The organism is Paenibacillus sp. CAA11 (assembly GCF_003060825.1).
In the GTDB taxonomy this organism is placed as follows: domain Bacteria; phylum Bacillota; class Bacilli; order Paenibacillales; family Paenibacillaceae; genus Fontibacillus.
Map to the genome: position 1 here is coordinate 2,125,494 of NZ_CP028922.1, position 20,189 is coordinate 2,145,682.

A 20,189-nucleotide genomic window follows, 5' to 3' on the forward strand; every position below is an offset into this window, starting at 1 on the left:
ACAAGGAAAATCTATAAATCCAATGTGTATGCTCAGTGATTAAATATGAGCTTTTCTTTTTATCATAATTAACCCCTGGTTAATAACGAGATTTCTGTATTGCTATTCACATAATTATTACTCATCCAAGCAAAGCTAGAGATGATTGTTAACCATGCAAAGGAGCCGGATCATGAACGTTTACCGCAATACTTCTGAGTTAATAGGAAATACCCCGCTTATTGAAATTAACAGTTATCATTTACCGCGAGGTATCCGGCTGTTTGCTAAGCTGGAATTTATGAACCCGGGCGGCAGCGTTAAAGACCGGGTCGGGAAGGTGTTGCTTGAAGATGCTCTGGAGACAGGTAAGATCAAGCCTGACGGCACCCTGATTGAAGCGACTGCAGGCAATGCAGGAATTGGGCTGGCTATGGCGGCACTACACCATGGCATATCGGTTATTTTTGCAGTCCCTGAGAAATTCAGCCAGGAGAAGCAGGAGCTGATGAAGGCCCTTGGTGCAAAAATTGTACACACCCCGACTGAGTTAGGAATGAAGGGAGCCATTGAGAAGAGCATAGAGCTTGCTGCAGAAATTGAAGGCTCTTACCGTCCTGGCCAATTCTCGAATCCGAGTAACCCGCTGGCATATTATAAGACCATGGGGCCGGAGATTTGGAATGATCTTGATGGGAAAGTAGATGTATTTGTGGCAGGAGCCGGCTCTGGCGGTACCTTTATGGGAACTGCGCGTTATTTGAAAGAGCAGAACGCTAAGGTGAAGACCGTGATTGTAGAACCCGAAGGTTCTATTCTTAACGGTGGTCCGTCCGGCCCTCATAAGACGGAAGGAATCGGGATGGAGATGATCCCAGAATTTATGGATACGTCTTATTTCGATGCGATTCATACGATCCGTGATCAGGACGCTTTTGACCGTGTAAAGGAGCTTGCAGCCAGAGAGGGCTTACTGGTCGGGAGTTCTTCGGGTTCCGCGCTGCATGCGGCTTTACTTGAAGCCGAGAAGGCACCGGATGGGGCGTTCATTGTAACCATATTCCCGGACAGCAGTGAACGGTATTTAAGCAAGAAGATTTACGAAGGGGGCATTTAATCGTGAAGCGCAAAACGAAGTTGATTCATGGTGGCATTCAAGGTGATCCGCATACGGGTGCCGTCAGTGTACCTATTTATCAGGTTAGCACTTATAAACAGGAAGAAGTCGGCGTTCATAAAGGCTATGAATATTCCCGTACCGGAAATCCAACAAGGTTCGCTCTCGAAGAATTGATCAAGGATCTGGAAGAGGGAGTGCGCGGATTTGCCTTTGCTTCTGGTATGGCTGCCATAAATGGTGTGTTCACGCTGTTTAACTCCGGTGACCATGTACTCTTAACCGATGATGTGTATGGCGGTACTTATCGTATTGTCAGCAAGGTGTTGAACCGCATGGGCATTAGTGCCACTTTTGTAGATACGACAGATCTGGAAGCGGTAAAGAAGGCAATTCAGCCCAATACCAAAGCGCTGTATATTGAGACTCCAACCAATCCGCTGCTCAAGGTTACAGATCTTAAGGCGGCGGCTGCCTTGGCCACAGAGCATAATCTTCTCATGATCGTAGATAACACCTTCAGCACGCCTTATTGGCAGACCCCGCTGGCACTGGGAGCGGATATCGTTCTTCACTCTGCTACCAAATATATTGGCGGTCACAGTGATGTCGTTGCAGGTCTAGTTGTTGTGAATTCAGAAACACTGGCAGAGGATCTGCATTTTGTGCAAAATTCCACGGGTGCTGTACTTGGGCCTCAAGATTCTTGGCTACTCATCAGGGGAATAAAAACACTTGGCCTTCGTATGGAAGCTCATGAGAAGAATGCCGCTCAGATTGCTGCATTCCTTGAGAATCATCCTGCGGTGAGTAAAGTTTACTATCCCGGTTTGAAGAGCCATGCCCAGCATGAGCTGGCAAAACGTCAGTCCGGCGGGTTTGGAGGGATGATCTCCTTCGATGTCGGCAGTGCAGAGAAGGCAGATGAAGTGCTGAGAAGGGTGCACTACTTCACGCTTGCCGAGAGCCTCGGCGCTGTGGAGAGCTTGATCTCTGTTCCGGCAAGAATGACACATGCATCCATTCCAGAAGAGCGGCGCGCTGAGCTAGGGATTACACCTGGCCTCATGCGGATTTCGGTTGGGATTGAGGATGTGGAGGATCTGATTGCTGACCTGACAGAGGCTTTGAAATAGAACTATAGCTACAGCAGTCTGCGGTACCATACCGCAGGCTGCTGTTTTTATTTATGGAAATGATCTAAATCCTGTAGCAAAGTTGTGATATAATAATGAACAGTCTTTATTGCAGCTATATAGAATGAACTAAAGAAATGAATGTCATAGGCCTTATTGCGCCGTTATAACAGGAATTTAACGTAAAACTTTAGTTCAATCAATATAGCCTTAGCTGTATTTCTGCTTAGGAGATGACTAATGCATGATTAGTACGCGTGTATCCGTCGCGGTTCATATTCTGTCACTGCTCGAAGTGAATAAATCCGGAACCAATACTTCTGAATATCTAGCCAGCAGTGTGAATACTAATCCGGTTGTTATTCGGCGCATCACAGGCATGCTCAACAAGGCGGGTCTGGTAGATGTGCGACCGGGTATTGCAGGTGCTAAATTAGCCAAAAGCCTTAAGGATATTACACTTCTTGACGTCTATAAAGCAGTTCAGGCGGTAGAGGAGAATGGGTTATTCGCTATGCACGACAAGCCTAATCCTGCTTGCCCTGTAGGAAGGAATATTCAAAGCTCCCTGGAGCCTGCCTTCTCAGCTGCGCAGCAGGCTATGGAGAATAAGCTTGAGCAGATCGTCCTGGCAGATTTGGTTGAGAATATGGCTGAAGAACCAGGGCAAGAGAAAATGGATTGTCTTTAATCTAATAGTAAACCTATTATAAGAGCAGCTCCTAATGACAGGGGCTGCTCTTTTTGAACAGATTCCAGCAGAATAGATCTAGTTTTTTTGATGCAGTGCCTTTATGATTATCTGTACAAATAAGATGCATGAGAGCATAAGGAGAGGGAAGGAATTGGATCAATACCCTAATCAGCAAGAGTATTTCTCATCTAAGAGCGGTGTTCATGATTCCCTTTTTGAACATCATCCGAATGCGATGTGGATCGTGGATCCCTGTGGGAATATTCGAGACCTGAACCCGGCTGCCCGCCAGTTAACGGGATACCAGTTAGAGCAGCTTCAGGCGCACTGCTGGACGGACTGGCTGCAGGAGGCCGATGTTGAACAGCATATGCAATTGCTGCATCAGGCAGGTCTAGGGGTTCCTGGTCGCGGCCTGGTTCAGCTGCTTCATGCACAAAGCGGGATTCTGGTGCTGGAGCTTGCTTATATTCCGATGAAGATCGGCAGAAGTATTTCTTCCATCTACATTGTCGCCCAAGACCTTACACAGCAGCAGCAACTAAAGAATGAGCTTCATGAGCTCCAACATACCCATACTCTAATGCAGGAATTCGTGCAAATCGCAACCTGGAGCTGGGATCTCAAGCGCAGACAGCTGACTTGCTCCGAGGAATTTTATAAAATCCTTGGGATGACCCCTACGAATCAAAGCTGCACCTTTGATGCCGTTCTTGCTCGTGTGATTCCTGAGGATCGGGTTAGAGTAGAGCAGGCTGTTCACCGGGTTCTGCAAGGAAGAGCCTATCAGATTGAATACCGGGTGAAAGACGAGAATACTGGAGAGACCAAAGTGCTATTCTCTGAAGGCAGACTTTATCATGATCTTGAAGAAAAGGAGCAGCGGCTGTTCGGCACCGTTCAGGATATTACTGTACGGAAGAAGATAGAGAATTTGCTGCGCCAGAGCGAGAAGGAATTTAGAATGATCTCCGATCATTCGCTTGATTTCATCTCCAGACATACGGCCGATGAGCAGGCTTTATACTTATATGCCTCACCTGTGTGCCAGTCTATTCTCGGCTATATGCCAGAGGAAATGATCGGGAAGAGCGCTTATGACTTTTTTCATCCAGAGGATGCCAAGCTGGTTACAGGATACCTTCAGGATATATTGGAGGTGGAGGGCGTATATACGGTAGCATACCGCATTCGAGCTAAGGACGGGCATTATGTCTGGTTTGAGAGTACGGGACGCTATACCTACAATGAAATGACGGGGGAAGTTGAGGAAATTATTGCCGTATCGCGCGATATTACCGATCGTAAAGCGGCCGAGCGTATGTTGCAGGAGAGTGAGCAGCGCTATAAATCACTGTTTGATAACAACCCAGCCAGCGTGTATTCCTTTGATATGAATGGAAATTACGTGTCCTGTAATGAGAACCTGGCCAAGATGCTTGGATATCCGGCTAGCGAATTGATAGGTACGTCATTCAAGTCTATCATTCAGCAGGATTTCTTGGAGCTCACGACTAAACATTTTGAGAAAGCGAAGCAGGGAATCCCTCAGCATTATGAGACTACGATTCTGCATAAGGAAGGACGAGCACTGGAAATCAGTGTAACGAATGTTCCGATTGTTGTAGACCGGCAGGTGGTGGGAGTCTATGGCATCGCAAATGATATCACCGAGCGGAAGCGTTATTTAAGACAAATTGAGAAGCTAAGCTATGAGCATGCGCTGATCCTCCAATCTGTATCTGAGGGGATTTTCGGGCTGGATAATGAAGGCAGGACGATGTTTACGAATTCCGCCGCTCTCCGCATGCTGGGCTATAATCATGAGGAGTTTATAGGACAGCTTAATCACTATGTTATTCATCATTCAAGAGTTGATGGGCAAATGTATCCTATTGAGGATTGTCCAATTTGCCGCTCGATTCAAGATGGGGTATCCCGCTCTGTTCAGGATGAAATATTTTGGCGGAAGGATGGCTCCAGCTTTCTGGTAGAATACAACGTTAGTCCAATTATCGATCAAGGCGAAATTCGCGGTGTTGTTGTTGTATTCCGGGATATTACCAATGAACGTGAGATTATTAAGCAGAAGGAGCTTGCCGAGCAGGCTGCTTCAGCGAAGTCAGATTTCCTAGCCATGATGAGCCATGAGATCCGCACTCCGCTGAATGGGGTAATCGGCATGACGGATCTGTTGCTGGATTCGGAGTTAAATGAGAGCCAGCGGGAATTTGCTAAGATCATTAAGGAAAGCAGTGATTCCCTACTGCGTATTCTGAATGATGTTCTGGATTACAGCAAAGTTGAAGCAGGCAGACTTTCTTTGGAGCCGGAGGCATTTCATCTATGGTCAATGGTGGAAAGCACGGTGGAGCTATTCTCTCCGAAGGCTGTTGAGAAAGGGCTGGAGATTAGCTTCCATATCGATCCTGATGTTCCCGAGGAAGTGGTTACAGACCCAGTAAGGCTTAGACAGATTCTTAGTAATTTAATCGGCAATGCCATTAAGTTCACAGAGCTGGGAAGTGTAGAGATCCGGGTAGGCGCCAGACCGACAGCTTCCAAGACAGGTATACTGCTTGAGATTTCTGTAATCGATACAGGAGTTGGCATTCCTGAAGAGAAGCAAGGCCTCCTGTTCAGGTCTTTCTCCCAGCTGCATCCCACACTGAATCGGAAATATGGCGGGACAGGCCTCGGTCTCTCCATCTGCAGGAAAATGGTTGAAATGATGGGGGGAACAATCGTTGTAGAAAGTATGGAAGGGGAGGGGTCCACCTTCCGCTTTACCGTGCTTTGCAGCAGCAAGGTGGAAGCAGAGGAGAATGTTCAGGGTGGGGAGCTCCAGACCGTGAATGTTAATCTAGGGAGATACCTATCCTCACTTCACATTCTTGTTGCTGATGATCACCCTGTGAACCGCAGATTGTTCCAGGAACAGCTTGCTAAACTCGGATGCCAGGCCGATACAGCTGTGAATGGAATCGAGGTATTTGAGGCGTTAATGCGGCAGTCCTATGACATCGTATTTATGGATTTGCAAATGCCAATTATGGATGGCATGACTACGGCGCGTTTAATTAATCAAATGCTTCCAGCAGAACGTAGACCTAGGGTCATTGCTGTATCAGCCTATGTAAGAGAGGAGACCAAGAAGCAGGCAGAATTAGCTGGAATATATGGTGTCATAGAGAAGCCAGTTATGTTGTCTGAAATTCGGAGGAACCTTGAAGATGTTACTATGACTCAATTAAAGTGATGTCTAATTCCTTGGAACAATAACTATAAAGAGAACTGTTCTCGGGCCAGCTAAGGCTGCAGAGTACGGTTCTCTTTGTGGTTTAAGATGACAGCAATTAAGCGGTCTATGGAAGCTCTGTCAGAGGCACAGGCTTGCAAATCAGGTATCCCTGAATTTCCGGACAGTTCATCTTGGTTAAGAAATTTAGCTGTTCTTCATCCTCAACGCCTTCCGCGATAACCCCTAAATGAAGGGCGGCAGCCATATTCAGTAATGAGGCGATAACTGGCGGATTCATCTGAGTGATAAAAGAACGATCCATCTTTACCTTATCAATAGGCAGCTGGGTCAGCATACTCAGCGAGGAGTAGCCGGTTCCAAAGTCATCTAGACTCACAGTAAATCCTTGTTTGCGCAGGTGGTGGAGAATTTGGCATACCTTCTCTATATTATGCATAACTACAGATTCAGTAATCTCAAGATCCAAACGAGATGGGGGAGTATTCTGTTCTGAAAGGATCCCCAGAAGCCGGTCCGAGAAGCTGGGATCATTCAGTTGGACACGTGAGATGTTCACTGCGATCTTCACTCCGGTGCCATATTTGTCAGCTATGGCAGGATAGTCACGGCAAGCCTGGCGGATCACCCAATCTCCAATAGGATGAATCCAGCCGCTCTCTTCGGCAACTGGAATGAACAGATCAGGGGGGATCACTTTCAAGTGGTCCTTATTCCATCGCAATAGAGCTTCTACGGAAACAATTTGTTTGCGTTTGGTATCATAAATGGGCTGGTACAACAGCTCTAATTCTTGGTTAGCCAGACAATTGGACAAGGCGATCTCATAATCATATTTGATGACTTGTTCATAGCTATGTTGCTCGTTATACGTATGAAATTGGTTTTTGCCTAAGGATTTGGCATGATACAATGCAATGTCAGCTTGACGGAGCAGGGTGGATATCTCAAGATCACCTTGACCGATGGATACCCCTACCGTCGTGGTAATATGCATAAACCTTCCACTCAAAGGAAAAGGAGGAGTAAATGCATCCAGAATGGTCCCAGATATTTTATCCGGCTCAGCGACCACATGATCAACAGCGATCAGAAACTCATCTCCTCCTAGACGGATGGGGATAAAGCTGGTCTCAAGCGATTGCTTGAGCCGTTCCGCTACGGTTATTAGTAGAATGTCTCCTACATCATGTCCTAGCGTATCGTTAATATTCTTGAAATTATCTAGATCAATAAGCCATATCGCCCAAGGCGTTGTGGCGAACTCATATAGAAATCTGCGATTCAGTAGATTAGTCAGCTCATCATGATAGGCATAGTAGCGCAGCTTGTCTTCATATTCCTTACGCGCAGTAGAGTCCCTTGTAATACACAGGATATAAGAAACTTCACGGTTCTTATCAAATATTGGGGACATAATACTCTCACCACTTAATAGCCCATTGGGCAGCAGGAAGCCATCCTCAAATCGGAAGCTTCTTCTTGCTGAGCGGACTTTCTGGTACTTATTCTGGAGATAATAAGCCATGGATAACTGTTCTTTGGCTGTATAAACTTCATAAAAGGTTCTGCCATAATCTTGTGAGGTAATGCCGCTTGCCTTCTGGGCTGCTTGGTTAAGGTAGGCATATTTGAACTGATCGTGCTCTACGGCCATAATATAGATTAAATCTTCTGCAGCATCCAAAATACTGGGCAGCAGCGAGCAGCACATATCGTTAATTTTAGGTTTCATCCGGGGTGTACTCCTTGAGTGCTATCTTCTGGTTAGTATTCTTATAATAGCCGGAAATTGGCTGTCCGCCAAGAGGTTTTGCATAGCGCCCCAGGAGTTTGATATACAAGGCCTTGGAAACAAAGTACAATAACATTAGAGATATTGTGAAAGGGGCACGAAAGCAGTATGATTGTTAAATCTGAAGAGGATGTACGGGGACTTAAGGAAATTGGCAGTATCGTTGCCAAAACGATTCACCTAATGAAGGAACTGACGAAGCCGGGGATGACCACGAAAGAGCTTGATGAGATCGGCGGAAAGATCCTTGCTGAGCATGGTGCTTTTTCAGCGCCTATGCGGCATTATAACTTTCCTGGGCATGCCTGCATCAGTGTCAATCAAGAGGTAGCACATGGCATTCCCGGCAACCGGGTGCTTAAGCCAGGAGATTTGGTGAATATTGATGTGACTGCGGAGAAGAACGGATATGTCGCAGATTCAGGGTATTCTTTTCAGCTGCCGCCAGCAGACTCCAAAATTACGGATTTATGCGATTTTACACATCAAACGATGATGAAGGTTATCTCGTCTTTGAGAGCTGGCGTAAGGCTAAATGAGGTCGGCAGAATCATAGAAGCGGAGGCAAAACGGGGAGGATATACCGTCATCGAGAATTTATGCAGCCACGGTGTTGGCCGGGCCATCCATGAATCCCCTAAACAAATACTGCCAACGTATGAGAAAGGGGATACCCGGGTACTGAAGGAAGGCCAAGTTATTACGATTGAGCCCTTCTTAGCTATTGGCGGCGCCGAGTATGTGGTAGAGGAGCTGGATGGCTGGACATTAACCATCCCAGAGCATTGCTTTGCTGCCCAATTCGAGCATTCGATTATCATCACTAAGGAAGACCCTATTATACTGACTGCTTACGAACAACAATAACAAGAGAGCGGCATATTGTAATTAAAGAAGCTTCGGCCTTGGTGGCTGGAGCTTTTTTGCGCTTCATATAACATTTTGAGGTACTGGCCCATCTAATCTTATAGAGGGCCCTCAAAAGAGAAGAAGTAGATGTTTTTGGATTAGAAAAACAATAATTAGGAGGAATTAAAATGAAAACAGTATATAAAGTAATGAGTTCCGTAGCTTTGGCGGGTATGATTGTGGGTGGTGTGGCTTGGAGTAATGTGCAAGCGGCTAACCAAGCAACTTCCAAAACAGAGGTGTCACAAAGTGCTGTGAAATCTGCTCCAGAGGCAGCCCGTGTTACCCAAAATGGGATTACACTGGAAATATCGAATGTGATCTACGATGGCAATCTTCTCAGCATGAAGCTTGACCGTAGCGGCAGTGGTTTTGAGGGAGGTTTGAACAGCGGGAAGCTGGATGAGAAGACCGGCTATTATGTGATGAATAAGGGTGCCATATCCGAAATTGATGTTCTCATCAATGGTAAGCCGATTGAGCAATTCAGCGGAAAGTCTATATCCAGCAGACCAAGTTTAGGGATGGCTCCTGGTTCTAACGATAACAGCTGCTATATTCAATTGAGTGATGCTTCGCAGCTTGGAGGGAATCTTGCGGCATTCCCGGATAAATTCCAAGCGACTGTTAGCATCCATCTCGAAGGTATTGAGAAACCTTACACCATGAACATCCCGGTTGAAAAAACAACCGAAAAAGCAACGGTTCTGCAGCCAAACCTAACTCGCACATCCGGCAATTTCAGCATGACCCTAAAAAAAGCGAACCTTGTGTCCACATCATCCAGATTGCAGTTTGTTATTAAAGGTTGGGAACAGAATCGGAACATCCTCTTTGATTTCGTAGATGATCAAGGCAACAAGATAGAACGTTTGGGAGGAAGAGGAACAGACGAGAACAATAGTCAAGGCGATTATTATTTCGATTATATTCTTGGAGGCCTTAGCAAGGAAACTAAATCGATCACGATCAAGCCTTTCACCCCAGAGTTTGAGAAACCGAATGCTACTTCTGGAGCATTTAAGGTAGATAGCAATGGCGACCTAATCAAGCATTATGTTAAAGAACTAGAGATGACATTACAAGTAAAGTAATTTGCAGCTTGAATAAGATAAAGTTAGAACTAGCCCCGCAGGCGTTAAAGATGCAGGGCTAGTTTTTTTGTAGATTTTTGCAAAAAAAATGACTTGACTCTGTAAATGAAAGCGTTTATATTAAAGATGTCAACAATACGTTATATAACGTCATATAAGGAGAGATGAACATGAAGAGTGTTACCGAAACAATTAAGAGTATTGCAGGACTAACTGAACAGGGGATTACAGAGGTTTATTTGGTAGCTTGTGGCGGCTCTTTGGTGGATATGTATCCTTCGAAATATTTTTTGGATAGTGAAGCTAAGAAGATCGCAGCCGGTATGTATACGGCTAATGAATTTGTACACGCAACACCTAAACGCCTGAACACTAATTCGGTCGTTATCGTCTGCTCGCATGGCGGAAACACCCCGGAATCCGTTGCCGCTGCTAAGACAGCTAAGGAGCACGGGGCGCAAACCATTGGATTGACTCATAATCAGCAAGCGGATCTTCTTCAGTATTCGGATCATTCTTTTCTGTATGAATGGGGCGAAGACAGTGATGTCAAGAACAATCCTATGGCGATTATTATGGAGCTGACAGTTGAGATCCTTAGGGTAACTGAGGGTTATGAGCACTATGAAGCCTTTCAGCAGGGCATCAACAAAATCAACGGCATTATTTCAAGCGGCAGAGCATTGGTTGCAGAACGTGCCAAGGCTTTTGCAGACAAATATAAAGATGAGGACCTCTTCTACATTCTGACCAGCGGCGCTTCCTATGGACATGCTTACGGGTTTGCTATTTGCTCCCTAATGGAAATGCAGTGGCTGAATGCGGCTCCTATTCACTCCGGTGAATACTTCCACGGGCCATTTGAGGTTACCGACAAAGAGACACCATTTATCCTCGTTATGAATGAAGGACGTACCCGTAAGCTGGATGAACGCGCTCGTACCTTCCTGAACCAGTACGCAGCTAAGGTTGAGATTGTCGATGCGAAGGAGTTGGGACTTAATACCATCGCAGATGAAGTCGTTGAGTTCTTTAATCCGGTGCTCTTCTATAGTATTCTGTGTGTGTATCGTGAGGCTCTTGCTGAAGTCCGCAACCATCCTTTGGAGACACGCCGCTATATGGGCAAAGTCGCCTACTAAACTTGAGGTGATGTAAAATGAAGGTGCTAGGTATTGGTGATAATGTAGTCGACAAATATGTGCATTTGAACATCATGTATCCTGGCGGAAATGCATTGAATTTCGCCGTGTTCGCCAAACAGCTAGGTGAGGAAGCCTCTTTCCTCGGAACCTTTGGGGATGATGTGGAAGCAGGGCATGTACAGCAGGTTCTGAAGGAGCTGCAAATCGATATCTCCAGATGCCGTTATGAGAGCGGTGAGAACGGATGCGCAAGAGTTACTCTGGAGAACGGTGACCGTGTCTTTCTTGGCAGTAATGAAGGCGGGGTGTCCCGTCTTCATCCCCTGAAGCTGACGACTGAGGACTACGAATATATTCGTAAGTTTGCTGTCATGCACACAGGACTTTACAGTCATACAGGTCATTTACTCTCAGACCTTCGGGAACTGGGCATTCCGATCTCCTTCGATTTCTCGGATGATTTCGAGCAGCAGCAAGTGGATCAGCATATTGACAAGGTTGATTTTGCATTTTTCTCCTGCAGCCATATGACAGATGAGGAGACGCATGAGTTTCTCAAAGCAAATTACCGGAGAAAAGGCCAGCTGCTCTTAGCTACACGTGGCGGAGACCGGGCGATCGCTTATAATGGGCAGACATACCACTATCAAACTCCTATATTGGTCGAGGCCGTAGATACCATGGGAGCCGGAGATTCGTTTATCGCTGCTTTTCTGCTTAAATTTCTTAAAGAAAGAGATATTCACTTAGCCATGGCTGAAGGGGCGCGCTTTGCCGCTAAGAGCTGCCTGGTTGAAGGTTCCTTTGGTTATGGAGTAGCTTGCTCTTGAGGCTTTAATCACGCTTGAGAAAATAGCAGACGTTTGTTACTCTTAAAGAGGAGTATAACGTTATATAACAAGCGAGGTTAATATGTTAAATTCGGATCATGTCGAGCCTTTATATATTCAATTAAAAAAAGCCATCCAATCGGCCATTAACAATGAAGAATTTAAGCAAGGGGAACAGATTCCAACGGAAATTGAGCTGAGCAGCCGGTATAATGTCAGCCGGATTACGGTCCGCAAGGCGGTTGAAGAGCTGGTTCAGGAAGGTTACCTGGTTAAGAAGCAAGGGAAGGGAACCTTTGTGAGCCAATCTAAGATCGGTAGAAAGATTGAGCACTTAATTGGCTTTACGGCAGCCTGTCAAGCGAATGGACTATCCTCACACAGTGAGGTCACGTACAGGGAGATGATTGAACCGGACAGCAAAATGCAAACGCTTTTGCGGCTTGCGCGAGGCGAGAAGGTCATTTATATTCAGCGCAAACGATATGCGGAAGAGAACCCGCTTATGCTGGAGAATAACTACTATCCCGAATCCCGCTTTTCTTTTCTGATGGAAGAGGAGCTGGAAGGCTCGCTCTACGAGCTACTTAGGGAGAAGTATGGAATTGATCCTAATCAGCCGGGGGAGACGACACTGGAATTAGCCTTGGCAGATGAAGTCAAAGCGAAACTGCTGGAAGTCTCTATTGGCGAACCCTTATTTTATATGAAAACCGTCATTTATGATCAATCAGGCCAGCCAGTTCATATCGGGCACCAATATATGATTGGTCAACGTTATCAGTTTACCCTTTAACCCATATGCCGCTCTTTCATAACAGCTTTATCCTTGACTGCTCCGAACGGAGCAATCCAGTTATTGTATATAACATTATATAACGTAATATTGTGGAAGAGCGGTAATTTCAATTCTGATCGAAGCGGGAAGTGATAAATTTATGGGAAGCAGTTCTAACAGCAGCGCAGATATTTTACTGGTATCTAATGCCATATTCACAGGTTTAAGCAATGAACCGGAAGCAGGATTTTTAGCCGTTCGAGGAAATAAGATTCTAGCTATTGGCCCTGTCGAAGACAAGGATATGTGGATCGGTCCCAAGACCAAGGTATACTCGTTCCATGATCAGCTCATCATGCCAGGCGTGCATGATAACCATGTCTTTTTTACAGGTTACATGTCGCTGCATTATGGTGTTGATCTAAGTGAGACCTCTTCACCGGAGGAGGCGGCAGAGCTTCTCCTTCATGCGGCTAAAGAATTGCCTGAAGGCAAAAATGTATACGCTTTCGGATGGGATGCTGAAGCTTGGGGCGGATCTCCGAATTCTAAGCTGCTGGATGATATGTTCCCGGATCGTCCGGTCACGGCTATCAATCGCAGCAAAAGTGAATGCTGGATGAATCAGCTCGCTACAGAGCGATATAAGTTTACTCCGAAGGAGTGCAGCGCAGAGGCAAGAGCCTTGTTGTTAAGGGAGATGTTAAGCGATCCGGAGGCAGTGGAGTCTGCGTTCCTGTCCTTCTGCGATGAGATGGCTAAGCGGGGAGTCACTTCGATCAAGGACATTCAGTTTGACGATTCTTACGGACTTCTGGCTGTTCTTCAACAATTGGAGAGAGAGGAGCGGCTGCCGCTGCGCGTGCACTTCGCTTTGGAACCAGTGCTTGAGCCGTTAAATACGAAATTCGGAGCTGAGTGTAAAAGAATCTACCCTGGAGACCACCTTCGCTATCAAGGCTGTAAGCTGATGGTAGACGGGGTTGTCGCAGATCATACAGGGGATATGCTTGAGCCTTATGCAGATATGCCAGGAGTAACCGGGTTGAAATCAGTAGATTATGACACACTTGAGCAAACCGTTCTTGAAGCCGACCGGCACGGAATTAAATGCTGCCTTACTGCCGAGGGCGATGCCGCTATTCGCAAGTGTGTCGACATCTATGAGAAATGCCGCAAGCAGTCCGGTAGCAATCAGCTTAAGCATTCCATCAGCGATTTGGAGTATCCGCATCCGGATGATTTGAGGCGGATGGGGGAACTCGAAATCTATGCAGAAGTCTATGCTCAAATATTGCTCTTAAACCCCTCGCACCATGAGGCCTATATGGCAGCATGTGTTGGCAAGGCTAAGGAGAGTAGATTTCATAATTATCGTGGAATTGTGGACGCGGCTATTCCCCTGGCATTCGGTACAGACCTGCCGCTGTTTATGACCAGCGTTCCCGACTCCATCTATGCCGCTCACGCCAGACTATTTCCGGATGGTACACCAGAGGGCGGCTGGCAGCGGGATCGTGGATTATCTATCGCAGAAATCTTAAAGGCTTGGACGATCCATGGAGCTTCTCATTGTGGTATGGAGGAGCTAACGGGGACATTAGAAGTGGGGAAGCTGGCGGATATTGCTGTCTTTGACCGTAACTTGTTCACGGTGGAAAGTTCAGCGATCCGTTCCGCTGAAGTCGTACTAACGATTGCGAATGGGTCTGTACGTTATGATCAATGCAGCAGGTGGTCATGAACATACAAAAATCAATCATGGCTTGTATGAAATATGACGTTTCATAACGATATAAAACCGGAATGAGGGAATGTTATGGACACCGCGAAGAAAAAAAGCAGATGGGCTTTACCTCATAGTTATACACTTATTTTCGTTATTATTATTGTCATGGCGGCATTAACCTGGATCGTTCCAAGCGGTGAGTTTACTAGAGAACACACTACTATTGACGGGACGGACAGGGAGGTTATTGTTCCGGGGACCTATCATACGGTTCCCAAGATTGAGGATGGTGCGGATAAACGGCAGGGAATCGGTGCTATTCTAAGTGCCCCCATGGAAGGGGTTATGAATGCGGTTGATGTTGTAGCCTTTGTACTTGTTGTTGGAGGCGCTTTCGGAATTATTCTGAATACAGGGGCGATCGACAGAGGACTCGTCTCCTTGGCTAGAAAGCTTAAAGACCGCGGAATTTGGGTCATCCCGCTATCCATGATTATTTTTAGCTTAGGCGGCTCAACCTTTGGGATGAGTGAAGAGATCATTCCCTTATATACGATATTCATCAGCCTGATGTTTGCCTTAGGTTTTGATTCAATGACAGCTATTCTAATTCTGTTCCTGGGGACACAGATCGGTTATGTAGGCTCTACGACGAATCCATTCTCTGTGTTGATTGCACAGGGAGTTGCGGGCATTCAGGGCAACCCGCAGTTGTGGCTTCGTTTTATAGAGTGGCTTGTGTTTACAGGGGTGTCCATCGGGTTCACGATGTGGTATGCGCATAGAGTCAAACGTAATCCTGAGAAATCACTGGTATTTAAGAACGATCTCATTAATAGACCCGTTTTTCTTACGGAAGACGACGGACAGGAGATTCATTTCTCCGTTCGGGATAAGCTGATCCTATCCGGGTTTGTAGTTACCTTAGGGCTTATTGTTTGGGGCATTTTGGCCAAAGGCTGGTATATGACTGAGATTGGTGCTGTTTTTCTGGCATTGGGATTATTTGCGGGCATCATTTCTAAAATGAACCAGAAAGAAATGGCCGAGAATTTCGTGAAGGGCTGTGCCGAGTTTGTTTATGCTGCCGTTATTATCGGTCTGGCTAGAGGCATTCTAGTGATTGCCGAGAATGGCATGATTATCGACACCATCCTCAACTCCTTATCCAGTCTGTTAAAAGGGCTTCCGAGCTATGCATTTACAACCATCATGCTGCTGGTGCATAATGTGATCACCTTCTTTGTTCCGTCTTCCTCAGGAGAAGCAGCATTGACGATGCCGGTTCTGGCGCCGCTGGGAGACTTGGTACAAGTGAATCGTGAAGCGATCGTAACCAGCTATCAATTTGGCAATGGCTTGACGAATTTGATCTCGCCAACAGGCGGGGTTCTGCTCGCAGGACTGGCGATTGCACGCATCAACTTCGGCCAATGGCTGAAAGTGATTATGAAGATTTTCCCGCTGCTGTGGGTGATTGCTGCTGTATTCGCAGCCATTTCAGCCTATGTAGGGATGTAGCTGATAGAGCACAAACTATAAACCGTGTACTTGGATGGCCAAGTGCGCGGTTTTTTGTGCGGAGGGAAAAAATGGTTGACAAATTACCACAAAGGTTTTATGGTTAATTACATGACTAACTAACCAATAGACTAAGGTGATGGAATGAAATCGAGCTTTGATGAAGGCCAGCCGATTTTTCTGCAAATCGCCGAAATGATTGAGGATGACATCCTGAGTGGTACCTACCAGGAGGAGGATCAGATTATCTCAACAACTCAAATTTCGAAGACATTTCAGATTAATCCGGCTACAGCTGTAAAGGGAGTTGCATTGTTGGTGAATGAAGGGATTTTGTACAAGAAGAGAGGGCTGGGCATGTATGTGGCCGAGGGGGCCAAGGAACTGATTATGAACAAGAGGAAGGATCGTTTTTATAACGATTTCGTAGTCAAGCTGCTTGATGAAGCAAGCAAGCTTGGCCTAACCAAGAAGGATATTGTTCGAATGATCGAGCAGGACATAAAGGAGATGAATGATTAATGAGTGCCGTATTGGAATGCACGAATGTTAGCAAGAGCTATGGGAAGACGGAAGCCGTCCGCAATTTGGAATTCAGGCTGGAGGAGAATACCATATATGGTCTGCTGGGTCGCAACGGTGCCGGAAAGACAACCCTTCTCAATATGCTGACCGGGGGAATCTTCCCTGACGATGGACTTATTGAAGTGGCTGGAAGCAAGCTTAATCCTGGTGATTCGCCTAAGGATACTTGTTATGTAAGAGAGAAGAATTTGTTCTTCGGAGGGGCAAAGGTTGGTGAGATCTTGGAGATTGCCTCTGCATTCCATCCTGGGTGGGATGAAGCCTTGGCAAATGATCTTATAAGAACCTTCAGGCTTAACCGCAATAAGAAAATCCGTCAGCTGTCACGCGGTATGGAGTCTCTAGTAGGGAATATCGTTGGACTGGCCAGCCGGGCGCCACTCACCATTTTTGACGAGCCTGTCCTGGGGCTGGATGTGCTGATGCGCGAGAGATTCTATCGTGTACTGATGGAGGACTATGCCGAACATCCGAGAACGATTCTGCTCTCTACTCACCTTATTGATGAGATCGCTACAGTGGTTGAGAAGGTATATATCATGGACAGTGGTTCGATTCTCCTGCATGAGGATGTGGACCAGATCCGGTCTGACTCTCATTTATTAACCGGTACTAGGGAAGCGATTGAGCAGTTTACAGCCGGCAAACAGGTCATTTACCGGGAAGAGTTCGGCAAGAACATGATGGTGGCGGTATATGACCGTTTTGATGTGAATGTATTGGCCGAGGCGGAGCGTCAAGGGATTTCCGTCGATGGACTGCCGCTGCAGAAATTCTTTGCTTACATGATCGAAAGGGGAGAACTGGCTTGAAGAAGTTAAGAGTTTACTGGAGAGCAGCTTATCTTCAGCTCCGGATTTATTTATGGTGTATCGTAGGGGCTGTGTTGGCCGCGTTTGCTGTCAATGCAATAATCAGTCTTTTTGTTGACAATAGTGAGAATATTCAAGTTTCCGCAGGAAATGAACTTTTAATCTTCTTGATTTTTATGTCGATTATTTTGCCTGTCAGCTTCTTTAGAAGATATATGAATTTGGGCGCTTCCAGGCAGGACTATTATCGCGGTGTTATTGTCACGATCGTCGTATGGGCGGCGATAATGTCGATCTTAAACCTGCTGTATTACAAATTGGAGGTGGGATATATAAGAGAATATATTAAATCATTTAACATCATTGAGGTTTTTCATTGGGATGAGAAAGGGATCGCCGGCATTCTTCTCTATCAATTTGGTGCTTATCTGCTGCTGATGTCGCTCTTAAATCTTCTCTTCTCAGGCATTAAAAGCGTATGGGGCTGGGTGATCTGGATTCTGTTGATCGCAGGCATTACAGTTGGCACTTCAGTTCCTGCGCTTCGCGGGTCCGTTGCGGATTTCTTCCTTGCCTTGCTCTTTAATGATTCACTGGCAGCCGGGTTGGGATTAACTACTTTGCTAAGTGCTGTATGCTTTGCTGGCGGCTATATGTTCATCCGCAGAAGAACAGTTTAGCCTTAGGCACTCAAGCTTTGGAGTTCAACAGTCAAAAAAAATTGGGGACAGGTGAGAAAATTGAATATTTTGAAGCGAAGCAAAAAATATGGAATGTTGTTGCTCTCGGCGATCACCATGATTTCACTAACAGGAATTCCTCATCAAAGCACAAGGGCTGCTTCACAGATAAACGGTCCGAAGGATGCACAAGAAGTTCAGAGCTTTGTAGACTCGTATTTCTCCAGACCTGAAGTGAAGAGCAAGCTTGCTGGTGCAGCTGTCGTGATTGTTAAGGACGATAAGGTTTTGCTGAATAAAGGTTATGGCTATTCGGATATCCAGTCCAAGAAGCAAGTAGACCCGGATCAGACATACTTCAGAATGGCGTCCATTTCTAAATTATTCACCGCTACAGGAGTCATGCAGCTAGCTGAAGAAGGTAAAGTTGATTTGGATAAGTCTGTAGAGGCTTATTTAGGAGACATCAAGATTCCAAACCAAACCGGATCCCCTCTTACTCTGAAGCATCTTATGACGCATACAAGCGGCTTCGACTATACGGACGGAGTTAGTGGAGCGGCCGCCTTTGGCTTAGAGAAAAAGTATCCCTTGGAACAATACGTCAAAGATTACCTGCCCACTATCGTCCGCAAGCCGGGAACGGCTTATCGGTACGATAACTACGCCTACACGCTGCAAGGCTACATTATTCAGAAGGTTACGAATAAACCGTTTGAAGCTGTTATGAAAGAACGGATTTTGAATCCGTTAGGGATGAAACACAGTGATTTTCAGATGACAAGCGAAGTGCTGTCAGGACTTGCGACAAGTTATGATGCTAATAATAAGCCTCGGCAAGCTTATCCCAACATCCCTACGATCGCTCCTGATGGGGGCTTGTTCTCAACTAGTACGGATTTTTCAAAATACATGCTTGCGATGTTGAATGGGGGCAAATTAGGTGAGACTGCTATCCTTAAGCCGAGCTCGGTCGCAGAGATGCAGAAGCCGCATGTGGCTCTAAATTCAAAACTGCCGAATGCAGCTTATGGTTTTGAAATGTTCCACCATGAGTCTTTCAATGGACAGCAAGTTGTAGGAAAGGGCGGAGATCTGGAAGGCTATCATTCATGGATGTGGCTCCTGCCTGAACAGAAGGTAGGCGGATTTATTGTCATTAACAATGATAACTCCGGAATTCGCAATGATTTTTTTCAAGCATTCATGGATCATTATTATCCTAAGCAGTCCGGCAAGCCAATTGTACCCCTTCAGCCAACCCAGGCAGAACTATCTCAATTTGAAGGGGCGTACCGATATTTGAGAATACCGCTTCTTCATTTTGATGTAACAGCCAAAGCAGGTTATCTGGAGATCAGCGGCCCCAGCGGCACGCATAAGCTCGAACAGCTAGAACCTCTATTGTTCCAGGATGAGGAGGGGCGGCTTGCTGCTTTTAGACAGGAGTCAGATGGGAGCATATCATACCTGAGTTATGACCTCCCGGATGCTTGGAGCGAGAAGCTTCCTAGCTACAAAGATTATCAGGATGTCCCTAAGGATTCCCCGTATGCGGCATATATCAATAATCTAAGAAAGCTTGGCGGGGTACTTGAGGCTGACGCAGCCAGCTTTAATCCGGAGAAGCCTCTCACCCGCGGGGAATTCGCAGCTATGATCACCAGGCTGGCAGGGGTCAAGCGTTCCAATAAACCTTCTATATTTGCAGATGTACGGGGGCATCAGTATGAAGCGGATATTCAAACGATGACAGAACTTGGCGCGATCAGAGGCACAGCGAAACAGGTGTTTTTGCCCGACCAGATCATTAAGCGTGAGGAAGTCGCAGCATTTATCTATCACCTTTCAAAAAGCCTGGGCTTCCCAACAGTTACAGCCAAGCTGCATGGAGAAGTTCCAGAATGGGCGCGCGAAGCTGTGCAGTTTGTGGTAGGGTCTTCCCTGATTGGCCCCGATGTTCGAGCAGGTGAAGCGGGAAGTGTGGATTACCGGGCAGCTGATCCGCTGCTGCGTCAAGAAGCAGCTGTTATCCTTACGAAGTTTGCTAAGTTGATTGGAAGTGAATAAAGTCAAGCCGTTCCTGCACTTTAGGAACGGCTTTTTCCTGTTATATTAGCTTCGCT

16 protein-coding genes are annotated in these 20,189 nt (G+C 46.2%); 15 read left to right on the plus strand and 1 reads right to left on the minus strand.

All coding sequences use genetic code 11. The features are described from left to right. Window positions 1-172 precede the first annotated feature (172 nt). The 4 genes from DCC85_RS10005 (at window position 173) to DCC85_RS10020 (ending at window position 6,185) form a co-directional block, all read left to right on the plus strand. Window positions 173-1,096: a PLP-dependent cysteine synthase family protein gene (locus DCC85_RS10005; RefSeq protein ID WP_108465462.1), complete on the plus strand. Its 924-nt coding sequence runs from the start codon at window positions 173-175 to the stop codon at window positions 1,094-1,096. 2 nt (window positions 1,097-1,098) lie between these two features. Continuing rightward, window positions 1,099-2,232: a bifunctional cystathionine gamma-lyase/homocysteine desulfhydrase gene (locus tag DCC85_RS10010; protein WP_108465463.1), complete on the plus strand. Its 1,134-nt coding sequence runs from the start codon at window positions 1,099-1,101 to the stop codon at window positions 2,230-2,232. A 244-nt stretch (window positions 2,233-2,476) separates the two neighbouring features. Continuing rightward, window positions 2,477-2,923 carry an Rrf2 family transcriptional regulator gene (locus DCC85_RS10015; RefSeq protein ID WP_108465464.1) on the plus strand — a complete coding sequence of 149 codons (447 nt, stop codon included), beginning with the start codon at window positions 2,477-2,479 and terminating at the stop codon, window positions 2,921-2,923. A gap of 154 nt (window positions 2,924-3,077) precedes the next feature. Further along, window positions 3,078-6,185 carry a PAS domain-containing hybrid sensor histidine kinase/response regulator gene (locus DCC85_RS10020; protein ID WP_234414406.1) on the plus strand — a complete coding sequence of 1,036 codons (3,108 nt, stop codon included), beginning with the start codon at window positions 3,078-3,080 and terminating at the stop codon, window positions 6,183-6,185. A 106-nt stretch (window positions 6,186-6,291) separates the two neighbouring features. On the opposite strand, the gene DCC85_RS10025 is transcribed toward DCC85_RS10020, so the two are convergent. After that, window positions 6,292-7,920, minus strand: a complete 1,629-nt coding sequence (locus tag DCC85_RS10025) for a GGDEF domain-containing phosphodiesterase (RefSeq protein ID WP_234414407.1) — start codon at window positions 7,918-7,920, stop codon at window positions 6,292-6,294. 168 nt (window positions 7,921-8,088) lie between these two features. Between DCC85_RS10025 and map the strand changes: the two genes are divergently transcribed. From map to DCC85_RS10080, 11 genes are all read left to right on the plus strand, one after another. Further along, window positions 8,089-8,847, plus strand: coding sequence for a type I methionyl aminopeptidase (gene map / locus DCC85_RS10030; protein WP_108465465.1), 759 nt, complete (start codon window positions 8,089-8,091; stop codon window positions 8,845-8,847). A gap of 170 nt (window positions 8,848-9,017) precedes the next feature. Further along, a complete protein-coding gene (locus tag DCC85_RS10035; protein WP_108465466.1) occupies window positions 9,018-9,983 on the plus strand; it encodes a DUF5643 domain-containing protein in 966 nt (321 codons plus the stop codon). A 170-nt stretch (window positions 9,984-10,153) separates the two neighbouring features. After that, window positions 10,154-11,125, plus strand: a complete 972-nt coding sequence (locus DCC85_RS10040; RefSeq protein WP_199909993.1) for an SIS domain-containing protein — start codon at window positions 10,154-10,156, stop codon at window positions 11,123-11,125. A gap of 17 nt (window positions 11,126-11,142) precedes the next feature. Beyond that, complete coding sequence (locus DCC85_RS10045) at window positions 11,143-11,958, plus strand: fructoselysine 6-kinase (RefSeq protein ID WP_108465468.1); 816 nt, start codon at window positions 11,143-11,145, stop codon at window positions 11,956-11,958. Window positions 11,959-12,040: 82 nt separating this feature from the next. Next, complete coding sequence (locus tag DCC85_RS10050; protein WP_108465469.1) at window positions 12,041-12,754, plus strand: GntR family transcriptional regulator; 714 nt, start codon at window positions 12,041-12,043, stop codon at window positions 12,752-12,754. 142 nt (window positions 12,755-12,896) lie between these two features. Then, complete coding sequence (locus DCC85_RS10055; RefSeq protein WP_108465470.1) at window positions 12,897-14,480, plus strand: amidohydrolase; 1,584 nt, start codon at window positions 12,897-12,899, stop codon at window positions 14,478-14,480. 75 nt (window positions 14,481-14,555) lie between these two features. Further along, window positions 14,556-15,986, plus strand: coding sequence for a YfcC family protein (locus DCC85_RS10060; protein ID WP_108465471.1), 1,431 nt, complete (start codon window positions 14,556-14,558; stop codon window positions 15,984-15,986). Window positions 15,987-16,130: 144 nt separating this feature from the next. Then, a complete protein-coding gene (locus DCC85_RS10065; RefSeq protein WP_108465472.1) occupies window positions 16,131-16,508 on the plus strand; it encodes a GntR family transcriptional regulator in 378 nt (125 codons plus the stop codon). After that, entirely contained in the window at window positions 16,508-17,383 is an 876-nt protein-coding gene (locus tag DCC85_RS10070) for an ABC transporter ATP-binding protein (RefSeq protein ID WP_108465473.1), read from the plus strand. The genes DCC85_RS10065 and DCC85_RS10070 overlap by 1 nt, the downstream gene beginning before the upstream one ends. Next, window positions 17,380-18,063, plus strand: coding sequence for a hypothetical protein (locus DCC85_RS10075; protein ID WP_108465474.1), 684 nt, complete (start codon window positions 17,380-17,382; stop codon window positions 18,061-18,063). Before DCC85_RS10070 ends, DCC85_RS10075 begins: the two co-directional genes overlap by 4 nt. Window positions 18,064-18,114: 51 nt before the next feature. After that, entirely contained in the window at window positions 18,115-20,133 is a 2,019-nt protein-coding gene (locus DCC85_RS10080; RefSeq protein ID WP_234414408.1) for a serine hydrolase domain-containing protein, read from the plus strand. The last annotated feature ends 56 nt before the right edge of the window (window positions 20,134-20,189 follow it).